Origin of the sequence: Prodigiosinella aquatilis (assembly GCA_030388725.1) — a bacterium.
Lineage (GTDB): Bacteria > Pseudomonadota > Gammaproteobacteria > Enterobacterales > Enterobacteriaceae > Prodigiosinella > Prodigiosinella aquatilis.
Genome location: CP128857.1, coordinates 1,612,101 through 1,632,589, shown reverse-complemented (window position 1 = coordinate 1,632,589; position 20,489 = coordinate 1,612,101). Strand labels below are relative to the sequence as shown.

14 protein-coding genes are annotated in these 20,489 nt (G+C 48.9%); 4 read left to right on the top strand and 10 right to left on the bottom strand.

Going from position 1 to position 20,489, the window contains the following annotated elements:
- Positions 1 to 38: 38 nt before the first annotated feature.
- Complete coding sequence (locus tag PCO85_07625) at positions 39 to 3,185, bottom strand: efflux RND transporter permease subunit (GenBank protein WJV55265.1); 3,147 nt, start codon at positions 3,183 to 3,185, stop codon at positions 39 to 41.
- The gene (locus PCO85_07620; protein ID WJV55264.1) at positions 3,185 to 4,354 is read right to left on the bottom strand and encodes an efflux RND transporter periplasmic adaptor subunit; all 1,170 of its coding nucleotides are present in this window, start codon (positions 4,352 to 4,354) and stop codon (positions 3,185 to 3,187) included. The genes PCO85_07625 and PCO85_07620 overlap by 1 nt, the downstream gene beginning before the upstream one ends.
- Positions 4,355 to 4,575: 221 nt before the next feature.
- Here PCO85_07620 and PCO85_07615 point away from each other — a divergent pair, with 221 nt between their 5' ends.
- Complete coding sequence (locus PCO85_07615; GenBank protein ID WJV55263.1) at positions 4,576 to 4,755, top strand: hypothetical protein; 180 nt, start codon at positions 4,576 to 4,578, stop codon at positions 4,753 to 4,755.
- On the opposite strand, the gene PCO85_07610 is transcribed toward PCO85_07615, so the two are convergent.
- The 3 genes from PCO85_07610 to PCO85_07600 are packed head-to-tail and all read right to left on the bottom strand — an operon-like array spanning position 4,726 to position 9,752.
- Positions 4,726 to 7,791 (bottom strand): efflux RND transporter permease subunit, encoded by a 3,066-nt coding sequence (locus PCO85_07610; protein ID WJV55262.1) that lies wholly within the window; start codon positions 7,789 to 7,791, stop codon positions 4,726 to 4,728. The genes PCO85_07615 and PCO85_07610 overlap by 30 nt on opposite strands.
- Positions 7,791 to 8,909, bottom strand: a complete 1,119-nt coding sequence (locus tag PCO85_07605) for an efflux RND transporter periplasmic adaptor subunit (protein ID WJV56026.1) — start codon at positions 8,907 to 8,909, stop codon at positions 7,791 to 7,793. The genes PCO85_07610 and PCO85_07605 overlap by 1 nt, the downstream gene beginning before the upstream one ends.
- 30 nt (positions 8,910 to 8,939) lie before the next feature.
- The gene (locus PCO85_07600; GenBank protein WJV55261.1) at positions 8,940 to 9,752 is read right to left on the bottom strand and encodes a MipA/OmpV family protein; all 813 of its coding nucleotides are present in this window, start codon (positions 9,750 to 9,752) and stop codon (positions 8,940 to 8,942) included.
- Positions 9,753 to 9,902: 150 nt separating this feature from the next.
- On the opposite strand from PCO85_07600, the gene PCO85_07595 reads away from it, so the two are divergent.
- The 3 genes from PCO85_07595 to PCO85_07585 all read left to right on the top strand — a co-directional run bounded on the left by PCO85_07595 (position 9,903) and on the right by PCO85_07585 (position 12,739).
- A complete protein-coding gene (locus PCO85_07595; GenBank protein ID WJV55260.1) occupies positions 9,903 to 10,592 on the top strand; it encodes a response regulator in 690 nt (229 codons plus the stop codon).
- A 6-nt stretch (positions 10,593 to 10,598) separates the two neighbouring features.
- Positions 10,599 to 11,783, top strand: coding sequence for an ATP-binding protein (locus PCO85_07590; GenBank protein ID WJV56025.1), 1,185 nt, complete (start codon positions 10,599 to 10,601; stop codon positions 11,781 to 11,783).
- Between the two features lie 194 nt (positions 11,784 to 11,977).
- Positions 11,978 to 12,739: a CDP-diacylglycerol diphosphatase gene (locus PCO85_07585; GenBank protein WJV55259.1), complete on the top strand. Its 762-nt coding sequence runs from the start codon at positions 11,978 to 11,980 to the stop codon at positions 12,737 to 12,739.
- A gap of 818 nt (positions 12,740 to 13,557) precedes the next feature.
- On the opposite strand, the gene gndA is transcribed toward PCO85_07585, so the two are convergent.
- The 5 genes from gndA to PCO85_07560 all read right to left on the bottom strand — a co-directional run bounded on the left by gndA (position 13,558) and on the right by PCO85_07560 (position 19,652).
- Complete coding sequence (gndA, locus tag PCO85_07580) at positions 13,558 to 14,964, bottom strand: NADP-dependent phosphogluconate dehydrogenase (GenBank protein WJV55258.1); 1,407 nt, start codon at positions 14,962 to 14,964, stop codon at positions 13,558 to 13,560.
- A 186-nt stretch (positions 14,965 to 15,150) separates the two neighbouring features.
- Positions 15,151 to 16,056, bottom strand: coding sequence for a sugar phosphate nucleotidyltransferase (locus PCO85_07575; protein WJV55257.1), 906 nt, complete (start codon positions 16,054 to 16,056; stop codon positions 15,151 to 15,153).
- A gap of 70 nt (positions 16,057 to 16,126) precedes the next feature.
- The gene (locus PCO85_07570; GenBank protein ID WJV55256.1) at positions 16,127 to 17,293 is read right to left on the bottom strand and encodes a nucleotide sugar dehydrogenase; all 1,167 of its coding nucleotides are present in this window, start codon (positions 17,291 to 17,293) and stop codon (positions 16,127 to 16,129) included.
- Positions 17,294 to 17,407: 114 nt separating this feature from the next.
- On the bottom strand, positions 17,408 to 18,415 hold the full coding sequence (locus tag PCO85_07565) for an NAD-dependent epimerase (GenBank protein ID WJV55255.1): 1,008 nt from the start codon (positions 18,413 to 18,415) through the stop codon (positions 17,408 to 17,410).
- A 517-nt stretch (positions 18,416 to 18,932) separates the two neighbouring features.
- Complete coding sequence (locus PCO85_07560; protein WJV55254.1) at positions 18,933 to 19,652, bottom strand: glycosyltransferase family 2 protein; 720 nt, start codon at positions 19,650 to 19,652, stop codon at positions 18,933 to 18,935.
- Positions 19,653 to 20,489 lie beyond the last annotated feature (837 nt).

Sequence of the window (20,489 nt, the reverse complement as noted above, 5' to 3'; positions counted from 1 at the left end):
TATTTTTATTGGGTTACCATACTGATGGACCACATTATTTAATCCTTTTTAAACTGAGAATGGACGGTCTTCCTGGCCCGACGATCGATGCGCCATGTCTCGAAACGCGCCTGCAACCCCATGACAAATACAAAGAATACCGGAACAAAAAATACCGCCAGCAACGTCGCACTGACCATGCCGCCGAATACGCCCGTGCCGATAGCGTGTTGTGTTTCGGCGCTGGCACCCATGGCAACCATCAGCGGCACCACGCCCAGCCCAAACGCCAGCGACGTCATCAAAATCGGCCGCAAGCGCAGTCGCGCCGCCAATACGGCGGATTCCACAAGCCCTTTACCTTGCTCGCGCAGTTGCGTGGCGAATTCCACAATCAAAATGGCATTTTTGGCCGACAGGCCAATAACCGTGATAAGGCCGATCTTAAAGAACACATCGTCCGGCAGACCGCGCAACAATACGGCGGCTACCGCACCGATCAGGCCCAGCGGCACCACCAGCATCACCGATAGAGGAATTGACCAGCTTTCATATAGGGCTGCCAGCACCAGAAATACCACTAGCATGGACAGCGCCATCAGCATCGGTGCCTGCGTCGCCGACTGCCGTTCCTGCAGGGACTGTCCGGTCCATTCGACCGTAAAGCCCGGTGGCAACTGTGCGGCCAGGCGTTCCATCTCGATCATCGCTTCTCCGCTGGACGTCCCCGGCGCGGCGCTACCCGATATCCTGGCTGTGGGATAGCCCTGGTATCGCACCAGTTGCAGTGGCATTTCGCCCCACGCCGGCGTTACCACCTCGCGCAACGGCACCATACCACCTGCCGCGTTGCGCACATAAAGCTTGAGCACATCGTCCAACTGCATACGTGCCGGCGCGTCCGCCTGGATGATGACCTGCTGCATACGTCCGGCATTGGGGAAATCGTTAACATAAAGCGATCCTATAGCCGCAGACAGGATTTCACTGATATCGGTGAACGATACCCCTAACGCCTGGGCTTTAGTGCGGTCGATATCCAGGCGGATGCTGGTGCCAACTGGCAGTCCATCAGGATACACACCAGTGACCTTTTTGCTCTGTTCGGCCAGTTGAATTAACTGACTTTGTGCGGCCAGCAGCGCGGCATTTCCCTGGTTGGCGCGGTCTTGCAGCCGCAATGCGAATCCCGATGTCGTACCCAGGCCGTCAATAGCCGGTGGCATTAGACTCATCACGGTGCCATCGACTGTCTGCGACATAGCCTGCTGGGCCAACCTGACTTCCTCCTGCGCCGTCGCACCGTGGCGGTCACCCCAGTCTTTCAACGTGGTAAATGCCAGCGCAGTATTCGGACCGGAACCGGAGAATCCAAAACCCAGGATGGAAAGATTCACGTCCACACTGGGACGCTTAGCCACATACCGCTCAAAAACCTTGACCACATCAAGTGTGCGCTCCATCGTCGCATCTGCTGGCAACTGGAACGAGGTCATGAAATTGCCCTGATCCTCTTCGGGTAGGAAGGCGGATGGTAATTGACGGAACGCCAACACCAATACCACCACGATGGCGCCAAAGACCATCATAACCCGGCCAGTACGCACTATCAGCGCGAATACGCCCGTTTCGTAACCTTGTGCCAAACGGTCGAACCGTCGATTAAATCCGCCAAAGAAACCGCGATTTTGTTGATGCCCCGACACCACCGGCTTAAGCAGCGTGGCACAAAGGGCTGGCGTCAGGCTCAGCGCCAGAAAGGCTGAGAACAGGATGGGGACCGCCATTGACAGCGTAAACTGTTTATAGATCACGCCCACTGAGCCACTGGCAAACGCCATCGGTATAAACACCGCAGTCAGCACCAGAGTAATACCGATCACCGCCCCGGTGATTTCGCGCATCGCTTTTATAGTCGCTTCTTTTGGCGATAGACTTTCGGTGGCCATCAGCCGCTCAACGTTTTCCACCACCACTATGGCATCGTCCACAATGATACCGATAGCCAGCACCATGCCAAACATGGTCAATACATTAATCGAGAATCCTGCGACCAGCATCACCGCGAAAGTGCCCAGCAAGGCGATGGGTGCCACGATGGCCGGGATCAGGGTATAGCGAATATTTTGCAAAAACAGATACATCACCAGAAACACCAAGACCATAGCTTCCAGCAGTGTGTAGATGACCTTCTCGATGGAGACTTTTACGAACGGCGCGGTGTCAAACGGCACCGAGTAATTCATGCCACGCGGCATTGACTTACTCAACTCCGCCAGCCTGGCACGCACCGCTTCAGAGGTTCTAACTGCGTTGGCACCTGGTGAAAGCTGCACTGCGGCACCCGTGGACAGCTGACCGTTCAGGCGCGTACTAAAACCATAAGATTGCGCGCCCAGCGCAACCCTGGCCACGTCGCCCATCACCACGTTAGAACCGTCTGCATTGGCGCGCAGCACGATGGCTGCAAATTGCGCCGGTGTCTCCAACTGCCCTTGTACCGTCAGCGGAATGGTCACCCACTGCCCCGGCAACGCGGGAGCATCACCCACCCGGCCCGGCGCAATCTGGGCATTCTGCTGGCTGATCGCAGTGGACAAATCGTTCATGGACAAGTTAAACGAGATCAGCTTGGCTGGATCGACCCAAATGCGCATTGCTCGTTCTGCACCAAACAACTGGACTCGGCCCACGCCATCAATGCGCCTAAGCTCCTCGATAATGTTGCGCGACATATAATCGCTCAGCGCAATCTCGTCCAAGCGTCCATCTGTGGAGGTCAACGTGACAATCAGCAGAAAATCCGAACTGGACGACTCGACGTCAACGCCATTTTGCCGCACCACCTGCGGCAAACGCGGTTCGATCGCCTTGAGGCGATTCTGTACGTCCACCTGAGCCAGATCGGGGTTGGTACCCGGCTTAAAAGTCACCGTAATTTGCGCAGAACCGGAAGTATCGGTGGACGACTCGAAATACAGCATATTTTTGACGCTGGACAGTTCCCGCTCAATTAAGCTCACCACCGAATCATTCATGGTTTGCGGCGTGGCCCCGGGATAGGACGCAGTAATGTTGACGGTTGGAGGCGCCACTGAGGGATAGCGTTCGATCGGCAATCTGGGAATGGCGATCAGGCCAAACAATACGATGAAGGCCGCAACTACCCAGGCAAACACCGGGCGGTTAATAAAAAATTGTGGCATCACGAAATCTCTCGATGGCTTAACAGATTGTGACGTGAGCGAGGAGGCATGGTCTGCCATGGGGAAGACGCCACTTCGACCCCCTCCGCCAACCGATCCATCCCTTCAACCACAATGTTCTGACCAGCATGCAAACCTGTAAGGATAAGGTATTGGCGTCTCACCAGTTCGCCGAGCCGTACTAATACCAAATGTGCCCGCCTATTCTCGTCTACGACCCAAATATAGGCACCCTCCCCATTCCGCACCACCGCCTGCTGCGGCACCAATAGTGCCTCGGCATAGCTCCCGTGCGGCACACGGGCCCGCACAAACATGCCGGGCAACAGCAATCTTTGCGGGTTGTCCACCAGAATGCGTAGCAGTACGTCGCCAGTGCTGGCATCCACATTAATGCCCGAGAACAGGATGCGGCCGTTAACCGGATAAGCATCACCGTTATTACGAAGAATGGCCACCGGCAGGCCGTGACTGTCAGCCGGATTTGCTGCGGCGAACACGCCACGCAAGGATTCCAACGTAGACGCCGGTTGCCTCACGTCAACATAAACTTGATCGATTTGCTGAATGCGAGCCATGGGATTGGTGTCGGACGTCCCCACCAGTGCGCCCTCAGTGACCAGCGCCTGATCGATACGCCCTGAAATGGGTGCATCCACCGTAGCGAATGTCAAATCCAGACGTCTACGCACCAGAGTGGCCCGGGCCGCTGCCACCTCGGCGGCAGTCTGATCGCGTTGTGCGACCGCATCGTCATATACCTGATGGCTAACGGCGTTGGTGGCTACCAAGGGATGCAGACGTCTCACATACACTTTTGCGCGTACATACGCGGCCTCGGTGCGTTGCAAAGCAGCCGACGCTATATCCACATCAGCCTTAAAAGGAGCCGGGTTAATCTGGAACAGCGGTTGGCCGGCTTTGATTTCAGCCCCCTGTTCAAACAGGCGGTGCTGAACGATTCCGCTCACCTGAGCGCGGATTTCCGCCGTACGCACCGCAGCGACACGACCAGGCAGTTCATCGGTTAAATCCACTTTGGTCGCCACCAGCGTCATGACAGAGACCTGGGTGGGTGTATCTATGAGTTCCTGCTCAGGCTCGTCGCATCCAGCTAATATCAATACCGCCAGACAAACCACTCCAATATTGCATCGCCACCAGTACATTTTCATATCCATTCAACATCGGTTTTTCTGGAAAGAGTCACATTATGCAAAATGAAAATGGAGTTTAAGTTGGATATATGTGGAAGCATGATGGAGAGAGTAAATTAAATGAAAACCGGTATATATGGCCGGCATTTAACGTAGATACCGCCTCTTTGAATAGCAGAGATGATGCCAACATATTAATTGATACTTAGTCATACCTTTTGGAGGCAGTTTCGATGGCAAGTATTGATGTTATCTGTCTTTCCTGTAGCGCAGTAGATGGCGTGTTTCGCAATGGTAAAATACCTCAGATCATCAGCGCTATCGCTGTTTTCCTGCATATTGCCAGCTGCTGGGTATCAAACGACAAACACAGGCCGGCGACATCACTTTTGCCCTTCCCATTGCATCAGTAAACTCAGCGCCGCGGGTAATACCGTCAGCGTAAAGATCGTGGCCACCAGCAACCCGCCAATAATGGCATACGCCATCGGCCCCCAAAACACCTGATGAGCAATAGGAATCATACCGAGAATTGCCGCACAGGCGGTGAGCAGAATGGGGCGTGACCGGTGACGAGCCGCCTCAATAATGGCCGTCTGCGCCGCCGCACCACTGCATATATTGCGGTCTACTTCACTGATAAGAATAACCGCATTACGGATAATCATCCCCGCCAGCGCAATCACCCCCAACAGGGCAACGAATCCCATTGGCGTACCGGTCGGCAACATCGTGGCCACCACACCAATCAGCCCGAAGGGCGCCGTCAGGAACGCCAGGATCATCCGGGAAAAACGCTGTAGTTGAATCATCAGCAATATCAGCATAACCAGCACCGTCACCGGCAGAACGGCATACACCGAGCAATTGCCTTTGTCAGACTCGATAACCACCCCACCTTCCTGAATACGATATCCCACTGGCAATGTGGCCCGATACTGATCAATTGTCGCCGCCAGATCGGCAGAGACCGTTTGAGCACGCAGGCCTGGAGCCACATCCAGTTGCACACTGATAAAGGGCTCACGCTGACGACGCCAGATAATCGGGTCATCGACACCATAAGTCACCGAGGCTATCTGACGGAGCGGCACAACATGCCCATCCGCCGTGGGGATTTGCAGATTGGCCACTGTCGCCACATCCTGCCGCTCATCCTGTCTCCCCCGGATGACAACATCAACCAACCGGTTACCGTCACGTACGGTAGTAAGCGTTGTGCCGGAGAAAATAGCGGCTAACTCACTGGCAACCTCCTGAGAACTCAAACCGACTGCACGCGCTTCGGTTTGGTTAAGCTTCACGTTCACCGAGCGCTCCGGCTCACCCGCCGTCAGATTAATATCCCGTGTGCCGGGGTGCTTGCCAATCAGGCTGGCAAGCTTTAAAGCAATATCGCGTACCCGCTCAACATCTGGTCCACTGACCCGATATTTGAGCGGCCAGCCGACCGGTGGCCCCAGTTCCAGCGGAGACACCCGTGTTACCAGGTTACCGAAATCGCTTTCCATCACTCGATCTAGCCGTGCTTGTAACACATCACGTGCTTTCAGGCTCTTGGCGACCACCACCAACTGAGCAATATTTTCATGGCCCAGTAACACATCCATCGGCAGATAAAAGCGCACTGCACCCGATCCGATATAGGTTGAGAAATGATCCACATCTGGATCATTGCTGAGTATTTTCTCCAGTCGCAATGCCTGCCGTGCGGTTGCAGATTGAGACACGTTTGTCGGCAGTGTCAAACTGACCAGTAATTCAGTACGATCCGATGCCGGGAAAAACTCGCCTTCGAGCCGAGTTGCACCAAATACGGCGGCAAGAAGCATAGCCACGGCAATCGATATGGTTTGAGCCCGGTGATTCAGGACATAACACAGTAGGCGTTCATACCAGTTGGTCAAACGACCACGGCCAGTCTGATGAATTACCGACGTGGCGGGCAGTAGCCAGACACCCAGTAAGGGTGAAAACAGAATCGCCACAATCCAGGAACTGAGCAATGCCAACAGCACGACCACGAACAGCGAAAAACAGTATTCTCCGGCACTGGACGCCGCAAACCCCACCGGAATAAAACCGGCAATCATCACCAGCGTTCCGGTTAACATCGGAAACGCCGTGCTTTCATAGGCCGAGGCTGCCGCCCGTTGCAGACTCCATCCCTCTTCCAGACGGGATACCATAGCTTCAACAGTAATCATGGCATCATCGACCAACAGCCCCAGAGCGATAATCAACGCACCAAGCGAAATACGCTGTAACCCAATACCAGCGATCTCCATACCGGTAAACGTCATCGCCAATACAATAGGTATCGATGCGGCTACCACTAATCCTGCCCGGCTACCAAGCGAGACGAAAGACACCGCCAGGACAATACCAATAGCTTCCATCAACACCTGGATAAATCCGTTCACTGCGTTTTTAACCACCGCCGACTGATCTGCCACCTTGACGGCCTCAATCCCGTGCGGCAGCTGGGCGACAATGCGCTTCATGCGATCCCGTATCGCCTGACCGAAATCGAGTATATTTCCGGTCGGTGCCATGGAAATGGCTAAACCGATGGCTTTTTCGCCATTGACACGGAACGTTGGCGCTGGAGGTTCTGCTGTTTCACGGGTAATTGTCGCGATATCAGTCAACGGAATAAAACGCCCCCCGACGTGCAATGTCACCTGACGCAAGCTCTGTTCAGAAACAAATGCCCCGCTGACATGCAGTGCGACCTTATCACTACCGGTGCGGATGACGCCTGCCGGGGTCACTGCATTCTGCGCCTTGAGTGTGTCAATCACCTGTTGGAGACTCAATCCCAGCCCTGCCAGCTGGCGCGGTGAAAATGCGATGACGATTTGCTCTTCCTCGACACCCAGCATCTCAATTTTACCGATATCCGGAAGGGTCAGCAGTTCAGTACGGATATCGTCGACCTTATCGCGTAATTCACGCGATGAATAACCGTCAGCAGTAAAGCCATAAATCGTGCCAAACGTGTCACCAAACTCGTCATTGACAGCGGGTGTGCTTACACCTTCAGGCAGTGACGCGGCAACATCCGTCATTTTTTTGCGGATGGTGTACCAGATATCAGGTACCGAAGCTGGCGGTACATCATCACGCAGATTAACGAAAACCACCGTCTCTCCGGCACGGGTGTAGCTCTCAAGATAATCAAGATAAGGTGTTTCCTGTAACTTCTTCTCCAGCGTATCTGTGACAAAATTAAGTGTGTCTTTCACCGTTGCACCCGGCCAGTTTGCCGACACCACGGCAGTTTTGATCGTAAAGGCCGGGTCTTCATTACGCGGCAGACGTTCATAACTCATCACGCCGGCGACCATCACCACCAACATCAAAAACGCCACCAGCTGTTGATGGGCCAATGCCCAGGCTGAAAGATTAAACTGCCCTTTCATCGGCGAATGCGGACCGGAAAACATCAGTGTGATTCTCCATCCAGCAATACTTTTTCACCCGGACGCAGTTTGCTTACACCGGCAGTAACTACCCGATCACCCGCCACCAGACCGGTAGAGACAAAAATCTGTGTTTTGCTATAACGGGCAACGCCAATCGGCTGTAGACGCAACAATTGAGTCACCGGGTTGACGACATAAACTGCGGGCTGATCCCCTTGGCGGCTCAATGCAGAGGCCGGAAGCGGAAAACTCGCAGCACCGGGTAGTTGAACCGAACCGAGGACGGTAGCACCGAAAACCAGCGCCGCCGATGGATTATCCAACGCGATGCGCACCCGGTAAGTTCGGGTAACCGGATCAGCCTGTGGGCTGACATCACGAACATGTCCCGTCCCCTTGACCGAGGGATCGGAGATTAGCGATACCGTCACAACCGGATCGGTAAGACCACTGTCAATCAACTGTTCAGACACATCAAACACCGCATCACGCCCTGAAAGAGCCGCCAGTTTGATCACTTCCTGACCGGCGCTGACCACTTGACCGGGATTGCCGCTGACGGAAGTCACAACGCCCGCCTGCGGTGCAACCAGCTGTGTAAAGCTACACCGTTCCTTCGCCCCTTTAAGAGTGGACTGTGCGCTCTCACGGCGAGCGACAGCGGCTTCCCAGGTGGACTGAGCCTCATCAAGCTGTACACGGGCTATCGCACCACTCGGTGCCAATTTTTTCATCCGATTTAAATTGATCCCGGCCAGACGCTCTGCCGATACTGCACTTTGCAGGCTAGCCTGTGCGCTCTGAAGCTGATTCTCGCTGTCGCGTGGGTCAAGTGTCGCCATCAGATCACCCGCTTTTACGACCGCGCCTACATCAACCAAGCGAGTGAGAATACGTCCATCCAGTCGAAACCCCAGCGCAGTTTCCATATGCGGACGAATTTCACCGGTCAACGTGACGAGTTCACCGCCATCAAGCGGTTCGGCGATAACCGTTTTCACCACTCTCGGAACGGGAGTAGCAGAAGGATTCTCGGCATCATGACAGCCAGCAAGAAGGACACCGGACACGAGCAGAAGCGTACGGACAACCGGTTGCGCGATGCGTGTCAGACAGAAAAGTAAGTCACGATATATCATTGTCATAGCAGTCTATTCCACTTGTCTGCATTAAAAGCTATACAGAACAGCCATGTTTGCCTCGGTATTACTTCGCTTTTCCACCACTGGACTTTTAGCCACGTTATTGTTCAGCCAGAGAGACGACAGCGACACGTTGGTCGCCCAATGAGGTGTGAACTGATGCTCCCAGTCAATTCCCAACGCATAGCCATAAACACCGCGCCCCGGATGATAAGCAGCCAACCCCGTTCGGGCATGTTGTTGTTCCGTGACGCCGTAATAGATGTTGGTGAAACGGGAATCACCAAAAAGTGCATCAGCACTCAGCGAAACCGTGTCACTGGTGGATACAGACTGCCAGACAGTACTCTTCAGCCCGGCGCGATATTGATTCCCCCTTTCGCGTTCACTCAGAGCGAATTCACCGCTTACTTCCGCAGCGAGCCACGGAGCGAACTGATATCCTGCAATCAATGTCGTGGTGACAGCCCCGTTGATGCTTCCCATGCCTCGTAATCGGTTCGCGCCGGGTCGCCAGTTATTATTTTTATCGGCCCGTCCCGGGTCATACCCGATGGAATGATCAAGATAAAATCCCGCGGAAGACTGCCACTGCCAGCCAATGCCATGCGTTGAATCAACGTACAACGCACCTCGCTGTATCTGCACTATTGGCAATACACTGTTCTGACGCTGACTTGAACCGGTATAACGTGGCGCGTTCCTGGCGGCAATGCCGACGGCCACTGCGGTATGATCTCCCCAGAAGGCTGACGACATATCTGCGGCACAGGCAGAGGATAGTGGTAATAGGCAGATGACCGGCAGCACCATCACCGGAATAATTTTTTTGATTTTCACACCATTTCCTTGTCTTGAGCGATAATCTCAAAAATTTGACACATCAGGATCCGCATTGCTTTTTACGTACCCCTGTGTCGGCAGCGATTATGCGGGTATTAAGTCAAGAAACGTTTTGTGGTTCTTTAAGATTTCATCAAGAGGTGAAACATGACGGAAAAGCGCGTTCTGATTATTGAAGATGACAGGGATTCAGCCAGCATACTTGAAGCTTATCTGCGACGTGACGGCTATCAGGTTTCTATTGCCACTGACGGGCAGAGTGGTCTTGACATGGCGTTAAGCGGGAAACCCGATCTGGTCTTGCTTGATATCATGCTACCCAAAATGAATGGTTCAGAGGTGCTGTCCGCATTACGCAAGCACGGTAATATTCCCGTCATTATGGTAACCGCCATCGGTGATGAACCGGAAAGAATAGGCGCACTGCGCTACGGGGCCGATGATTACGTGGTCAAACCCTACAATCCACAAGAAGTGGTTGCCCGAGTGCATGCGGTACTGCGACGCGTAAACTATAGTGCGCCAAAAGACGATGTACTGACTTTCGAAAATTTGTCGGTCGATCTTGCCTCAGTGACCGCCCGAATTACGCCACCGTCGTCGGAAACAATAACGCTGGATCTTACTCCGACCGAATTCAATATTCTTGCCACACTATTGAGAGCGCCCAACCGGGCATTTACCCGTAGTGAATTACTCGGAGCCTGCCTGCCGGAAAGTGACGCACTCGAACGGGTTGTCGATACCCATGTCCATAATCTCAGAAAAAAACTGAATGCCCACAGTATGGTAAACGTTCTGGTCACGGTTAGGGCCGTGGGCTATCGGTTTCGGTGAGAAATGATGAAAAAACTCGCTTGCTTGTCAGAAAAAACATCATTATGGCGATGGTTGTGCTTGCGTATTCTCTCGCTCGCTATCGGCGCGATCATCGTGATAGCAGCCTGTATGTGGCTGCGTTTTGCCTTGTGGAACGCCTATGTTACGCAACACATGCCAGAAACGGTCAGGGCGGAGTTCAAGGCACTCATCGCACGCCAGGATTACACTAATCCCCGTTATCACCAGATAACCGATCAGTATTATGGCAAGGCGTTTTCTTCCCCTAACATCACCGGCAGTGACTGGCGAGCATTGGCTATTCTGGTGCTTATCGCACTACCAATCATTGTAATACTGGGTTTATGGCGGGCTCGGCCTTTATCCCAGCAATTTTCGTATATTGCCCGTTCAGCGCGGGAGGTGACACAGGGTAAATTTGATACCCGAACACAGATCGTTGAGCAAGCCCCCCTGGAGCTCACCCTGTTGGCTAATGATTTTAATCAAATGACCACACAACTGGAGCGTTATGAACGTGAATTGCGTGAGTCCAGTGCCGCCCTGGCGCACGAACTCCGCACACCGCTCAATGCAGCCATGGGGAGAATACAAGGTATGATCGATGGTGTTTTCCCACTGCAAAACGCCCAGCTAACTATGGTAATTAAACAGCTTGAGCAGCTCAACCATGTGATTCAGGATCTTCACTTTCTTTCCCTTGCCAGAGCGGGACAACTCATACTGGTTAAAACACCTTTCTATCTGGAGGAGGTGATTTCAGAAAGACTTTCCTGGTATCGACCACAACTGGAGGCCGCCGGTTTTTGCATCCAGCAACATATTGAACAAACTGAATTTTGCGTAGCCGATCTTGAGCGATTGGGGCAGGTGTTTTCCATCCTGATAGAAAACGTACTGAGCTATGCAAGTGAAGGGAAATATTTGGGCATCCACGTCATCGAACAGGAACATCAGTGGGTAATCAGTCTCTCCGACCACGGTCAGGGCATTGATCGCGACTCGCTGCCAATGCTATTCGATCGCTTCTGGCGTGCGGAGCATTCTCGGGGACGGCATTCCGGTGGCAGTGGGTTAGGATTATCCATTGCGTCAGCCATCATTACGGCTCACGCTGGAACCATTCACGCTGTTTCTGTACAAGGGAAAGGACTCACCATTGTAATTACATTACCCCGTGAAACCTGAAATCGCTCACTTTTGATCATCAGCAGTACAGAGACGCATAACTGGCGATCGGCGGGCGATACTGAATGCGCTTAACGCAATTTAATTTTGAGTGTCATATTTATGACATTGGTTATTCACCATAATCGCCTAAAAATACAATTTCTCGTCTATCTTCCTTTTAGCTACATTCCATTCTGCCAGGAGAGATCAGCATGAAGTATAAAAAATTATTCTGGGCCATCGCCATAATGATTTTTTCTTTGTTATTTGTCCTATGGTTTATTTTGGGACGAGGAAACAGCAACGCACTCTGGGAAATAGTGAGTCAGAAATGTGTTCCTAATCAGCAGAGTAATGGTAATCCCGCGCCTTGCTTAAACGTCGATCTGAAAGATGGATACGCCTTACTTAAAGACCTCCGGGGGCCTTACCATGATTTGCTGATACCTTCCACCAAAATTACCGGTATTGAAAGCCCGGTGCTCTTACAAAATAATACGCCTTCCTTCTTCGCGGCCGCATGGAATTACCGTGGGTATATTGTTAAAGAAATCGGTAAACCGGTAAAAAATGAATATTTATCACTGAGCATTAATTCCCAATATGGTCGTTCTCAAAATCAGCTACATATTCATATATCATGTCTGCGACCTGAGGTTTACTATACGTTACATGAACAATCGACAGCAATTTCAACCCACTGGCAACCACTGGGCGTTGAGCTTCAAGGGCATAAATATCTGGCGATAAAACTCACTACAACCGATTTAACGCAGTCAGATCCCTTTAAGACGTTATATCGATATGTTCATAGACAAGATGACAGCATGGGCAATTATGGTCTGGCTGTTGTCTTCACCCCCAGCGGAGACCCCATCCTGCTCGCCAATCGTCTTGATATTCTGGATGCTAATCGCGGATCGGCAGAAGAAATTCAGGACATTACCTGTGCACTGGTTAAAGAAAACAATTAACACGATGCGGCGTATGCCTTAGATAGAATAACGCCCGATAGCGTATTAAGGAACGGGGATACACGGGGCGACCGCCACATTTGGCCTCTTCCTGGCCCCCATATCGAAGCCAGGTGAACGACGCCGGTGTTAAGCCAACAAGGCGTAAAGTCAGGTTTTCCCGGCGACAACTCTCATCCACGCCGTTGTTAATGATCAAGTAATACACCACACTTTTGGTGTATCGTCGCGGAGAAGATAACGTAGTTTTCTGTTTACTATCAGTGAGTTAATTATAGCCAGGAAACTGGCCATTAGACGGTTGAAAATGAAAATCACCAGGTCCTCCGACAGGTCCCCCACCCCCCCGGAGGAGGGAAAATACACCCATTCAGGGCGACCGTCAGAATAAGTAAACCCATCAGTTTCAAGAAACGCTTCATATTTTACCTCGTTATGCACGCTATTCGGCCGCATCATAGAAAGGAGACACCTGTCAAACAAGCATCTTATTCCTAAAAAAAGATGTATTAACAATACGTTATGATATTTTCATTTCTCAATGGGAAAATGGCCGTTTCCTTTACGATAATCTGATTGTCGCCAGAAAACAGGCGAAAAAAAAACCGACGCTAATCAAGTCAGTAACGACCAGACGGGCATCAGTTTTTGCTCAGAAAACCGGATAACGTTCCCAACGATGAGTTATCACCACTCTGGCTGATGAACACAGCACTAGCAGCAATAGTGATATTCTCTCAACGGATAGAAAAAAGCGCTGTTTGAACAGACGTTCAAACAGCGCTGACACTAATAACTAATCAAAACTGACGTCATGCTTATTCCAACCATTCGGTATGGAATACCCCATCTTTATCAGTACGCTTATAGGTATGAGCACCAAAGTAATCACGCTGCGCCTGAATCAGGTTAGCCGGCAGAACCGCTGCGCGGTAACTGTCATAATAGGCGATAGCCGCAGAGAAAGTTGGGGTCGGAATGCCCTGCTGAACAGCGTAAGCCACAACATCACGCAACGCCTGTTGATAATCATCAGCAATCTGCTTGAAGTAAGGTGCCAACAGCAGGTTGGCAATATTGGCATTCTGGGTGTAGGCATCGGTGATTTTTTGCAGGAATTGAGCACGGATAATACAACCGGCGCGGAAAATCTTGGCGATTTCTCCGTAATTCAACGACCAATTGTTTTCATCAGATGCTGCTTTCAACTGAGAGAAACCTTGTGCATAAGAAACGATCTTTCCCAGATACAACGCACGACGTACTTTCTCCACAAATTCCGTTTTATCACCAGCGAATGGCTGGATTGTCGGGCCGGTTAGCACTTTCGAGGCTGCAACCCGCTGAGATTTCAGGGAAGACAGATAACGCGCGAACACGGACTCGGTAATCAGTGACAACGGTTCACCCAGATCCAGTGAACTCTGACTGGTCCATTTCCCCGTTCCCTTGTTTGCCGCTTCATCCAGAATCACATCCACCAGATAGTTACCATCCTCGTCTTTCTTGGTAAAGATATCAGCAGTAATTTCAATCAGATAGCTGCTTAATTCACCTTTGTTCCACTCCGAGAATGTTTTAGCCAGATCGTCATTATTCAGGTTCAATGCCTGCTTTAACAGCGAGTAGGCTTCGGCGATCAACTGCATGTCGCCATATTCAATTCCGTTGTGTACCATCTTGACGTAATGACCGGCACCATCAGCACCAATGTAGGTGACACAGGCTTCACCATCAGCACGAGCGGCAATTTTCTCCAAAATCGGCGCCACCAGTTCATACGCGTGTTTCTGTCCACCAGGCATGATCGATGGCCCTTTTAGCGCGCCTTCTTCGCCGCCGGAAACCCCGGTACCAATGAAGTTGAACCCTTCGGCAGACAGTTCACGATTACGACGAATGGTGTCTTTATAGAAGGTATTACCACCATCGATCAGGATGTCACCTTTCTCCAGATGCGGTTTCAGTGAATCGATGGTTTTATCTGTTGCTTCACCAGCCTTAACCATTAACAGGATGCGACGCGGTTTTTCCAGGGATTCAACAAACTCCTCAACGGTGTAGTAAGGCACCAGTTTCTTACCCGGGTTTTCTGCTACAACCTCATCGGTTTTATCTGCAGAACGGTTAAAGATGGAAACGGTATAACCACGACTTTCAATGTTAAGCGCCAGATTGCGCCCCATCACCGCCATACCGACAACGCCAATTTGCTGTTTGGACATTAAAGCAACTCCTGTCTGAAGGATAATCTACCTGTTGCGGATATATACGACACAGGCAATTCAAAAGCAGACAGACATGGTAACTCAGCTAACGCTGGGTGGGTAGTAATTGGTTTAATAGGAAGAGGTGTTCTATAACACGGGGATAACACCCTGCCTGAGCATCCGCTCAGACAGGATTGGTCACTAGGCAGAATGTTTGGCGAGCAGTGTCTTGATGTTCTCTTTAAACGCAGCACCCAGTTCTGGGTTATGTAATCCATAAGAGACGAAAGCCTGCGCATAACCCAGTTTACGTCCGCAGTTGAAATTATGGCCTGTCATCTGCACCGCATCAACCGGTTGATGTTTGATCAACTCGGCAATGGCGTCAGTCAATTGAATACGTCCCCAGGCACCCGGCAGAATCTGCGACAAAATCGGCCATGCATCCGCTGTCAACACATAGCGCCCGACAGCAGAAAGGTCAGAACCTTCAGTAGGCGTTAGCTTCGGTTTTTCAACCATGGAAGTAATGACCGCTGAGTCACCCGCGTTGATTAACGGCTGTGCGCATTCCACCACGGAGTATTCCGGCAAGACTTCATAAGGACGGTGTTTCACCAGCACCTGGCTGTGCCCGGTGGCTTCAAAACGGGAAATCAACTGTGCCAGGTTATCTTTAGATTGATCCGCCGAACTTTCATCCATGACCACATCCGGCAAAACAACAACAAAAGGTGCATCACCCACAATGGGATGCGCACAGGAGACCGCATGTCCAAGTCCCAGCGTTTGCCCCTGGCGAACATTCATAATGGTTACACCAGCGGGACAAATAGCCTGAACTTCTGCCAATAACTGGCGTTTGGCGCGATCTTCCAACAAGGATTCCAGCTCAAATGAAGTATCAAAATGGTTTTCGATCGCATTTTTGGAAGCATGTGTTACCAGCACAATGTCCTTGATGCCCGCATTGGCGCACTCATTAACAATCTTCTCAATCACCGGACGATCGACCAACGGTAGCATCTCTTTCGGGATAGCCTTGGTAACCGGTAATAAATTCATTCCCAAACCAGCAACCGGGATAATCGCTTTTAATGTTGTCATTCGTTGCTCTCTCAAAAAGAACCCGCAGTCTCACCTGCATTCAGGACACACTCTATCACTAGCTTTATACCTAATCGGAACCGAAGAGATCACGTGTATAGACTTTTGTTGCAACATCAGACAATTCCGATGCCATCCGATTAGACAGTATCACGTCCGAAATCTGTTTAAACTCCTCCAGATCATTGATAACCCGCGATCGGAAAAACTCGGTCTCTTTCAGCTCCGGCTCATACACAACCATTTCGATGCCTTTTGCCTTGATACGCTTCATTACCCCTTGAATAGCGGATGCACGGAAGTTATCAGAACCGGTTTTCATCACCAGACGGTAAACCCCTACAACTTTAGGGTTTCGCTTAATCACCGAATCGGAAATAAAATCCTTACGCGTCGTGTTGGCATCCACGATGGCACGAATCAGATTATTGGGGACAGCCTCGTAATTTGCCAGCAGTTGCTTGGTATCTTTCGGCAAACAGTAGCCGCCATAGCCAAAAGAGGGATTGTTATAGTGCTGACCAATTCGCGGATCCAGTCCAACCCCTTCAATGATTTGTTTGCTGTCTAAACCCAACGTCTGTGCGTAAGTATCCAGTTCGTTGAAATAGGCAACACGCATTGCCAGATAGGTATTGGCAAACAGCTTAATGGCTTCTGCTTCCGTGGAACCGGTAAACAATACCGTGATATCGGTTTTTCTGGCACCCTGCACCAAAAGTTGAGCAAATTGTTCCGCACGTGGTGATTGTTCACCCACCACAATCCGCGATGGATACAGATTATCGTACAGTGCGCGACCTTCCCGCAGAAATTCCGGTGAAAAAATGATATTTCCCGTACCAAACTGCTCGCGTACCTGCTGGGTATATCCCACCGGAATAGTCGATTTGATGATCATCAGCGCGTGTGGGTTGACGGCAATGACCTCACGGATCACCGACTCAACCGACCGGGTATTGAAGTAGTTGGTTTTGGGGTCATAATCGGTAGGTGTGGCGATAATCACGAAATCCGCCCCCTGATAGGCAGACTTGCCATCCAACGTTGCACGGAAATTGAGCGACGGATTACACAGAAACTCTTCAATTTCTTTATCTACAATCGGTGAAATGCCTTTATTCAACATTTCTACTTTTTCGGCGAGAATATCTACCGCCACTACTTCATTATGCTGCGCCAGCAGCATTGCATTGGACAGACCAACATAGCCAGTGCCCGCAATTGCTATTCTCATTTTTCAGTCACATTAATCAATATATTGTACGCAATGTACAAATTAAAAAAGAAATAGCAATGTAGCAGAAGAAAACGTCTGCATATATATTGCTGTGCATCGATAACCAATTATTCAGACTTGATAAAAATCGCGATACCAATCGACAAAGGCCTGAACACCTTCAACCACGCCGACTTTAGGGCGATAGCCGGTCATCGCCCGCAAGTCTTCAGTATCGGCGTAAGTTTGGTACACATCGCCTGCCTGCATTGGCATAAAGTGTTTTTTCGCTTCAATGCCGAGTGCATTTTCTAACGCAGTAACAAAATCCATCAGTTTCACCGGACTGCCGTAACCGATATTGCACACTCGATACGGTGCCGAACTGGTTGCCGGAGATCCATTTTCCACCGTCCAGGTGCTGTCTGCGACAGGAACCTTATTCACAATACTCACGACACCATCAACAATGTCAGTGATATAAGTAAAATCACGACGCATATCACCATGGTTATAAATATCAATGGGATTGCCAGCCAGTATGCTCTTGGTGAATTTGAACAATGCCATGTCCGGCCGCCCCCACGGACCATATACCGTAAAAAAGCGTAATCCCGTCGTGGGAATGCCATATAAATGCGAATAGGAGTGCGCCATCAGCTCATTGGCTTTTTTGGTGGCGGCATATAGCGAGACAGGATGATCCGTCGAATCACAGGTAGAGAATGGTGTTTTGCCATTCAAACCATACACTGAACTGGAAGAGGCATACAGCAGATGCTCAACATCATGATGACGACAGCACTCCAGAATATTCAGATGCCCGATAAGGTTGCTATCAGCATATGCCATCGGATTTTCCAGCGAATAACGCACGCCAGCCTGTGCCGCCAGATGAATAACCCGGTCAAATTTTTCTGCGGCAAAAAGCGCATTCAGCCCTTTTCCATCATAGATGTCCAGTTTTTCAAAACGGAAACGACTCACTGTCTGAAGTTTTTGCAAACGCGCTTCTTTGAGAGAGACATCATAGTAATTATTAAGGTTATCAATGCCGATCACATCATGTCCGTCAGCGCACAATGACTGACTCACATAAAAACCGATAAACCCGGCCGCACCGGTAACAAGAAATTTCATTACAACCCCTTATATAACTTCACATATGATGCTGCAGCAGCATTGATATCATATCGTTTATTTAGACTATTATTAATACTACTTGTTTTTTAACTGAAACCATCAATTTTCTAAGCTGACAATATTATTGCGCTTATAAATACATATTACATCTTGATGTTATATACCCGTCATACTTCAAGTTTCAGGTATGTTGGCTGCGTTTGTTCACCCGAATCACTTATCTGAGTAAGCTCATCGGGATTCACTCTCTTGCCGCCTTCCTGCAACTCGAATTATTTTGGGTATAGATATAATCCAATATAAGATTAATCATCAGAAATAAGGTAACTTTAAAAAACATAGATGTTTAATAAAACTCGAATACATTCACTAACCCACATTTACATATTAAAAATAGAATTTGAATATCCACTCAAAGGCTATAAAGCATAAGACTTCCATACGTATGATGAAGAACAATGAATGACAATTCAAAAACCAAGAAGGAACAACCCTAAAGAACGGAATCATCACATCATTTAATTATCATTTTCTTAATTGTAAAAATCAAGATACTCTTTATATGCCAAAAAAAATGCCTGGAAAATATTTTTCGATTATTATACTGGGCATAGTGCACCGCCTTTACCATAGGTAAATATAGTGGCTTTATGTTCTTCTTCGTTGAGCGATAACAGATATCTATATCCTCACAGTACATAAAATATCGTTCATCAAATCCTTTCAAATTAGCATAATGGCTCACTTCAAAAATCATAAAAGAACCGGCCAACCAATCCACATAAGCGATATCATTGACCTCTTTTCTATTTATTACAGTATCATTCTTACCTAAAAAGAATGATTTAAAAAAATCAGACAAAACCGGGTAATGCCTAATACCCTTATCATGAATTGTGAAATTTTCATCTGTGAATAGATTTATACCCGCTAATTTAAAATGATACTGATCATGAAGAGAAATAATTTTTTCAATTTCTTCGCATGTAATAAGCACATCTGGGTTTAATACAATAAATAGATCATTGCCTTTAGGATTAAATTTATCTTGTATATATTTAAATATCAAATTATTATTTTCGCCAAACCCTAGATTTTTTTTATCATCAATATAGTCAATATTATTTTCCAAACAAAAAACATCAAACCCAGAGCGATAACGTTCTGAATTCTCTTTTACAACAACTTTATATTTTTTGGCAAGATCAGGAAGGCAATGAATGTTTTTTATCATGCATTGATGACCATGTGAAACGACTGAAATATATACATTCATATTAAAAATATTCCGAGCATAAAAATTCATGCTCTCTAAGTATTCTTTATTAACAAGACAGAAGCTATACCAATCGACCATTTAATATTTGTGTTCTATCACTCTCATGTATGCTCACAAAACTCTGCTAATCAACATGATGCAAAGCAGAACAATATCTTCACATTCGTGTCAATACACACCATTAATCTGAAAAAATCCACAAACCAATGGACAGAAAAACGCCAGATCAGATGCCTATCAGGAATGCAGGGATTTTTCATACAAAAGAAAAAATCAAGCGGTTAGATTTAAGATTTAATCATAAAAAACAATAACAGGTAGGAAAAAGCAGTTTACACTACTAACTAAATAACGCACATGCACGCTACCGCCTTGGCTTTCTGGCTACCAATGCGCGACCAAGCACAAATCCGAACTTGTGTCCATCATTATATCAATCTAAAGTGGCGCCTAAAGATCAGAACACCCTTTACTGAAACGAAGTAAAAACAGCTGTCGCTACATTATTAACTGCATATAACATAATACAAGTGAAATATCCCGAATGAGGGAAATTTTACCAAGGTATAACTATCCTTTACATTTGAATTTCCGGGCCTTTCTGCCTTCTGCACTTTTCGATCTCCATTCCGAATTTATATATGCTTTATCACCGAAGAAATTTTACAATAAAATGCTGTAGGGAGTAGTATTCGATGGGTTATTAATTCTTTCTCTCTCCCTAAGAAATCGCCTAACATAGACAACAAACGAATAAATCAAATAAAATTTAGAATATTATTCCAAAAAAAG

Coding starts and splice junctions, on each gene's coding strand:
- gndA (WJV55258.1), bottom strand. CDS start 14,964: ATGTCCAAACAGCAAATTGGCGTTGTCGGTATGGCGGTGATGGGGCGC.
- PCO85_07570 (WJV55256.1), bottom strand. CDS start 17,293: ATGAGAATAGCAATTGCGGGCACTGGCTATGTTGGTCTGTCCAATGCA.
- PCO85_07595 (WJV55260.1), top strand. CDS start 9,903: ATGACGGAAAAGCGCGTTCTGATTATTGAAGATGACAGGGATTCAGCC.
- PCO85_07610 (WJV55262.1), bottom strand. CDS start 7,791: ATGTTTTCCGGTCCGCATTCGCCGATGAAAGGGCAGTTTAATCTTTCA.
- PCO85_07585 (WJV55259.1), top strand. CDS start 11,978: ATGAAGTATAAAAAATTATTCTGGGCCATCGCCATAATGATTTTTTCT.
- PCO85_07560 (WJV55254.1), bottom strand. CDS start 19,652: ATGATAAAAAACATTCATTGCCTTCCTGATCTTGCCAAAAAATATAAA.
- PCO85_07590 (WJV56025.1), top strand. CDS start 10,599: ATGAAAAAACTCGCTTGCTTGTCAGAAAAAACATCATTATGGCGATGG.
- PCO85_07625 (WJV55265.1), bottom strand. CDS start 3,185: ATGCCACAATTTTTTATTAACCGCCCGGTGTTTGCCTGGGTAGTTGCG.
- PCO85_07565 (WJV55255.1), bottom strand. CDS start 18,415: ATGAAATTTCTTGTTACCGGTGCGGCCGGGTTTATCGGTTTTTATGTG.
- PCO85_07615 (WJV55263.1), top strand. CDS start 4,576: ATGGCAAGTATTGATGTTATCTGTCTTTCCTGTAGCGCAGTAGATGGC.
- PCO85_07575 (WJV55257.1), bottom strand. CDS start 16,056: ATGACAACATTAAAAGCGATTATCCCGGTTGCTGGTTTGGGAATGAAT.
- PCO85_07605 (WJV56026.1), bottom strand. CDS start 8,909: ATGATATATCGTGACTTACTTTTCTGTCTGACACGCATCGCGCAACCG.
- PCO85_07620 (WJV55264.1), bottom strand. CDS start 4,354: ATGTACTGGTGGCGATGCAATATTGGAGTGGTTTGTCTGGCGGTATTG.